General features: G+C 46.7%; 9 protein-coding genes. 3 read left to right on the top strand and 6 right to left on the bottom strand.

The features are described from left to right. A partial coding sequence (locus V6C71_08280; protein ID HEY9768495.1) for a hypothetical protein occupies nt 1-388 on the top strand: 388 nt, incomplete at its 5' end. 259 nt (nt 389-647) lie between these two features. On the opposite strand, the gene V6C71_08285 is transcribed toward V6C71_08280, so the two are convergent. From V6C71_08285 to V6C71_08310, 6 genes are all read right to left on the bottom strand, one after another. After that, on the bottom strand, nt 648-860 hold the full coding sequence (locus V6C71_08285; protein HEY9768496.1) for a hypothetical protein: 213 nt from the start codon (nt 858-860) through the stop codon (nt 648-650). Between the two features lie 8 nt (nt 861-868). Beyond that, entirely contained in the window at nt 869-1093 is a 225-nt protein-coding gene (locus tag V6C71_08290) for an SDR family oxidoreductase (protein ID HEY9768497.1), read from the bottom strand. Between the two features lie 35 nt (nt 1094-1128). Further along, nucleotides 1129-1626 carry an SDR family NAD(P)-dependent oxidoreductase gene (locus tag V6C71_08295; GenBank protein ID HEY9768498.1) on the bottom strand — a complete coding sequence of 166 codons (498 nt, stop codon included), beginning with the start codon at nt 1624-1626 and terminating at the stop codon, nt 1129-1131. Between the two features lie 70 nt (nt 1627-1696). Next, complete coding sequence (locus V6C71_08300) at nt 1697-2629, bottom strand: NADP-dependent oxidoreductase (GenBank protein HEY9768499.1); 933 nt, start codon at nt 2627-2629, stop codon at nt 1697-1699. 97 nt (nt 2630-2726) lie between these two features. Next, nucleotides 2727-3461 carry an SDR family oxidoreductase gene (locus V6C71_08305; GenBank protein HEY9768500.1) on the bottom strand — a complete coding sequence of 245 codons (735 nt, stop codon included), beginning with the start codon at nt 3459-3461 and terminating at the stop codon, nt 2727-2729. A gap of 33 nt (nt 3462-3494) precedes the next feature. Continuing rightward, complete coding sequence (locus tag V6C71_08310; protein HEY9768501.1) at nt 3495-4250, bottom strand: SDR family oxidoreductase; 756 nt, start codon at nt 4248-4250, stop codon at nt 3495-3497. Nucleotides 4251-4415: 165 nt separating this feature from the next. On the opposite strand from V6C71_08310, the gene V6C71_08315 reads away from it, so the two are divergent. Both V6C71_08315 and V6C71_08320 read left to right on the top strand, forming a co-directional pair. Further along, the gene (locus V6C71_08315) at nt 4416-4613 is read left to right on the top strand and encodes a hypothetical protein (protein HEY9768502.1); all 198 of its coding nucleotides are present in this window, start codon (nt 4416-4418) and stop codon (nt 4611-4613) included. Nucleotides 4614-4672: 59 nt separating this feature from the next. Further along, the gene (locus tag V6C71_08320) at nt 4673-4996 is read left to right on the top strand and encodes a hypothetical protein (GenBank protein HEY9768503.1); all 324 of its coding nucleotides are present in this window, start codon (nt 4673-4675) and stop codon (nt 4994-4996) included. Nucleotides 4997-5159 lie beyond the last annotated feature (163 nt).

Genomic DNA, 5159 nt, shown 5'->3' on the forward strand with positions numbered 1-5159 from the left:
TACTTCTAGATATATGTGGCGCGAAGGTGGCAAAGCTACTGTGTATTTATATCACATGGATCAACCTGGAACTTATGGCGAAGACATCTTACTCAAAGGAGGAGACGGAAAAGATAAGTATTTTCAACCTGGCAAATGGCATAACCTGGTTCAACGTGTTGAGGTTAATGATGCAGGTAAAGCCAATGGTGAGATGAATGTTTGGATGGACAAAGAACAAGTCTTAGACATGGATGGTTTGAGATTTAATAACGGTCAAGGTATTGATACAGCATATTTCAGCACTTTCCATGGTGGTAACGGTGGCGACTGGTGGCCCGAGAAACAAGTCAGTGCTCACTTCGATGACTTTGTGGTTTCGACTAATGCGCACGATGTCGGCTTATAATTCTAGCTGGCTCAACTCATTGGTAGGCTCTACAGTTGTAGATAAAAATCAAGAAATTTGACAATGTCTGCGATAGTGAAAAAAACGAACAGAAGCTTGATGTTTTCGACGCCAAAAAGACCAATGTAAGATAGATTCAATTGACCAAAAACGAGGAAACAACAATTTCCCAATCCATCGTTTTAATTGAGCTAAACTGAGACGGATGATAGTCCACGCTTTACTCTCAACGCACCCAAACTTCCAGCTTTTCTGGTCATCAAAAAAAGGGGATTACTCGAAATTTCTGGAAATGCTTCGAGTTCAAAGCGTAAAACAGACAAAAAGCTCCTGCTGCTAGAACTAAAGCTGTATGACGATGCCAACCAGTCCAAGAACGAACTTCGTAATCAGCTAGCCCCAAATGACTTTTCTCGAATTGAAAGCATTCTTCGATTCGGCGATCGGCGTCAGTATTCGTTAAGCGAAACATCCGCTTTTTCAAGTTGCTGTATATCCGCCATCAATCACGATCGGCTGACCTGTAATGTAGCTGGCAGCATCAGAACACAAGAACACGACAGTTGCAGCAATTTCTTCAGGTTGACCCATTCGTCCCATCGGGACAATCGATGCAGCAAGCTGCGCTGGGTTAGTCCCTGTAGTGGCAAGGCGATCCATCATCTCTGTGGTAATCAGTCCAGGATTAATCGCATTAATCCGAATGCCTTGCTGGGCATAATCAAGTGCAGCAGAACGCGTTAGTCCATTACGGCATGTTTGCTAGCATGATAAGGACTTATTCCAGGAAACGCGATTAGTCCGCCCATTGAAGAATTGTTGATGATGACTCCGGCTCCTTGAGTCAGCATCTGTTGGATTTCAAATTTCATGCATAAGAAAAGACCTCGCACGTTAATCGCCATCAGTTTGTCGAAATCTTCAATGGACTGTTCGTGTACGGGCTTTGTGGGCGAGTCAATGCCAGCGTTGTTGAACGCACAATCTATTCTACCGTAGCTTTCAACCGTTTTCTGAATCAGCGCCTTAACATCTGACTCACTCGATACATCCGATCGCACAAATAGGCATTCAGCCCCAGACTGACGAATCGAGTTGGCAGTGTTTTTCCCTTTCTCCTCACGTCTGCCCGAAAAAACCACCTTTGCACCTGCAACACCCAATGCTATGGCAGTTGCTTTGCCAATTCCTGAAGTTCCGCCCGTAACTAAGGCAACTTTATTCTCAAGTATCTTCATAGCCGTCTATTGTTTAATTGTTTCAAAGAATCATTGCTCAGGCATCAGACACACATCCATTATTTCAAAACTATGTCCCAATTTGCAAAACAATTTTGCCGCGTGTGCGCCCGCTTTGGGAAAGTTGATGTGCTTTTTTTACTTCTGGGAGCGGCAGAACCGTTTCGATGTGTATTTTTAATTTACCTTCGTCAATCAGACGGCTGATTTCGACTAATTGCTGCGCGCTCGGCTTACAAAAGACCCAAGCGGCTTCCACGCCCAATTCGCGTGCTTTTTCTTCTTCAGACGGAGTCTGCACCGACCTGACCAGAAAGCCGCCCTTTTTCAGCGTTTGGAACGCTCGCTCCAACGTGTCACCACCGACTGTATCGAAAACGACATCCATGTCTTTGATGACTTCCTCAAACGGTTGCCGCGTGTAGTCAACGAATTCATCCGCGCCTAAATCGCGGACGAACTGTTCGTTTTTGCCCGAAGCCGTGCCGATTACGAACGCGCCTTTCGCTTTGGCAAGCTGAACTGCCATCGAGCCGACTCCGCCCGACGCGCCAGTGATCAAGATTCTTTGCCCACTGCTCAGATTCGCCAAATCGAACATCGCTTGCCACGCCGTCAACGCGGCGATTGGAATTGCTGCCGCCTCTTCAAAAGTGATCCTTTCCGGTTTCAGCACGATCGCGTCCGCTTTTGCAACCGCGTATTCGGCGTAACCACCGGAGAGGCTGGAAAGGGTCATCCCATAAACCGTATCGCCCTGCTTAAAAATTTCAACGCCATCCCCCACCGCTTCGATGGTTCCGGCGATGTCGCCGCCAAGAATGAGCGGAAGTTTGAACCCGAAGCTTTCGCCCATGCCATCGCGGATTTTCCAGTCAGCCGGATTGACTGCCGCGACATGAACTTTCACCAGAACTTCTCCCGCTTTCGGCTCTGGACGTTCGACATCGACGTAATTCAAAACGTCCTTATTGCCGTATGCGTTAATTACGATTGCTTTCATTTTTTTCCCCTGTTTTATTCAATCGGGATGACAAAATTACTTGATTATTCATCAAAACCTACCGCAGGCAGCCAAGCCATGCGATGTCGGCTGATGCTTAACCGCTCTGTCCAATCGGTCGAACGATAATCTCATTGACATCCACATCTTCTGGCTGATCGATCGCAAATTCGATCGCACGAGCAATTGCATCTGCTGGAATGACCACGTTACGGAATTCCGCTGTCCACTGAGCAGCTTGAGCATCGCTGATGGTGTTAGACAGTTCAGATTCGGTATTTCCGGGCGAGATCACCGTAACTCGGATATCCGCTGACTCCTGCCGCAGTCCCTCTGAGATCGCCCAAACGGCATACTTGGTTGCACAGTAAACCGCAGCCGTGGGGAAAACGGCATGTCCCCCGATTGACGACAGATTTATAAACTGTCCGGAGTGCTGCTGCTTGAAGGTGGGAAGGGCAGCGGCGATACCGTGGAGGACACCACGAATATTTACATCGATCATGCGGTTCCATTCATCAACCTTTAATACTTCCAGCTTAGAAAGCGGCATCAAACCTGCATTGTTAACGACTACATCAATCCGACCAAACTTCTCCTTTGCAAAATCTACAAAGGCTTGCATGTCTTCTAGGCTGGTTACATCAAGGGCACAATATTCTGCTGAACCTTCTTTATCGCGGATTTCGGACGCAATCACTTCGAGCCGATCTGTCCGCCGCGCTCCCAAAACTACTTTCGTGCCGTTTTTTGCTAGTAATCGCGCCGTCGCTTCACCGATACCACTACTAGCTCCCGTGATGGCAATGACTTTGCTTTCCACATTTAACATAGTTGTTTTTCCGACTGTTGAATTAAGTTTGAATTAAATCGACTGACCGCCGGAGACTTCAATGCGCTGAGCATTCACCCATTGATTATCTTCGGATAGGAGTGATGCAATCGCACCCCCGATATCATCTGGAAGACCCACTCGACCGAGAGCAGTTAGGGAAGCAATCTGTTTATTCATTTCTGGATTATCGCGTACTGCACCACCACGGAAATCGGTTTCAATCGCACCAGGAGCCACCGTATTTACCGCAATCCCTCTCGATCCCAACTCTTTCGCCATGTAGAGGGTTAAAGTCTCCACTGCGCCTTTCATACTTGCATAAGCGGCATAGCCAGGGAAGATAAGTCCCGTCAAACCAGTAGAAACGTTTACAATTCGTCCGCCGTTATCGATCAGTGGTAGTAGTTTCTGAGTGAGGAAGAAAACGCCCTTGAGATGAATATTCATCAAATGGTCAAAATCTTCCTCGGTCGTCTCGGCAAAAGATGAGTGAACGCCAGTTCCAGCGTTATTCACCAAAAAATCAAAATGCTTGGTTTGCCATTGATCTTTGAGTAACTGCTGGACAAGTCCAGCGAAACTATCAAAGGTTTTAGTGTCGGCAGTATCTAGTTGCAGTGCCACGGCTTTAGCGCCGAGCTGTTCAATCTCTGCGACGACGTTTTTCGCTTCCTCGGCATTGCGATGGTAAGTGACGATGACATCAACCCCTTTTTTAGCTAGATTCAAAGCACTACTTTTGCCCAGTCCTCGGCTCGATCCGGTTATCAATGCGATTTTGGTCATTGCCTTGTCCTTCTGCTGTTTTGTTTGAATACGTTCATCGTATGGTTGCAGATAGGGATTTTCAATACACAGACCTCGCCGTTTATTGCCTAATCCTCCAGATTGCGATCTTGGGACTGGATAAAATCTTCTATAATATGCAAAAGAAAATAAACTTCAAAAGCAATGGCAAACGAACTAATCGCTGATCGATGCGCCGAACTAGCCACTCTGATCGACCGCCATACCGATGGCAAGGGTAATGGTCTTCACCCAACGAGTATTGCGCCGCTGGAATTTGCTCGTAAGTCTTTGACTGGCACGATGCTGCATGGGATCAGTACCCCAATGCTGGCGATTGGGCGTTGCAGAATTGAGGGTTGAGAAATGAGAGTAGACTTTTTAAATGAAAAAGAAGTTACTTTTAATCTCAAACCCTATCGATGAAATGCCCCAATTGCCAAAGCTTAGAAATTGGCAAATACGGATTCAAAAAACAAAAGCAAAGATATCAGTGCCGAAAATGCGGACGTATTTTTCAATCTATATATTCAGAGCGAGGCTACTGTGATGATGTCAAACAGATTTGTCTGAAAATGTATCTCAACGGTCTAGAATTACGGGTATTCATCATACAACGCCCGATCAATTGGGTTCGAAAATCAGGTCAAGAGTTAAGCGAAGATGATGATGAAGATGTACCCCAGATTGCTGAATTAGACGAACTCCAAACTTATGTGGGTCGCAAAACCAACAAAATTTCCTAAAGGACGACGCAAAGGAGGCGAAGCTAATCCTTTAGGGCTAGTCTATCACGGATAAGCGGAGCAGCGGACGCGAAGCTTATCCGAAGGTGTACCCTTTAGGGAATCCTTTAGGGCGGTCTTGGGCTTTGCAAGGCGCGTTTTGCGAGACAGTCCGTTGCGGGGG

The sequence above is a fragment of the Coleofasciculaceae cyanobacterium genome, assembly GCA_036703275.1.
GTDB lineage: Bacteria > Cyanobacteriota > Cyanobacteriia > Cyanobacteriales > Xenococcaceae > Waterburya.

Coding starts and splice junctions, on each gene's coding strand:
- V6C71_08285 (HEY9768496.1), bottom strand. CDS start 860: ATGTTTCGCTTAACGAATACTGACGCCGATCGCCGAATCGAAGAATGC.
- V6C71_08295 (HEY9768498.1), bottom strand. CDS start 1,626: ATGAAGATACTTGAGAATAAAGTTGCCTTAGTTACGGGCGGAACTTCA.
- V6C71_08300 (HEY9768499.1), bottom strand. CDS start 2,629: ATGAAAGCAATCGTAATTAACGCATACGGCAATAAGGACGTTTTGAAT.
- V6C71_08305 (HEY9768500.1), bottom strand. CDS start 3,461: ATGTTAAATGTGGAAAGCAAAGTCATTGCCATCACGGGAGCTAGTAGT.
- V6C71_08310 (HEY9768501.1), bottom strand. CDS start 4,250: ATGACCAAAATCGCATTGATAACCGGATCGAGCCGAGGACTGGGCAAA.
- V6C71_08315 (HEY9768502.1), top strand. CDS start 4,416: ATGGCAAACGAACTAATCGCTGATCGATGCGCCGAACTAGCCACTCTG.
- V6C71_08320 (HEY9768503.1), top strand. CDS start 4,673: ATGAAATGCCCCAATTGCCAAAGCTTAGAAATTGGCAAATACGGATTC.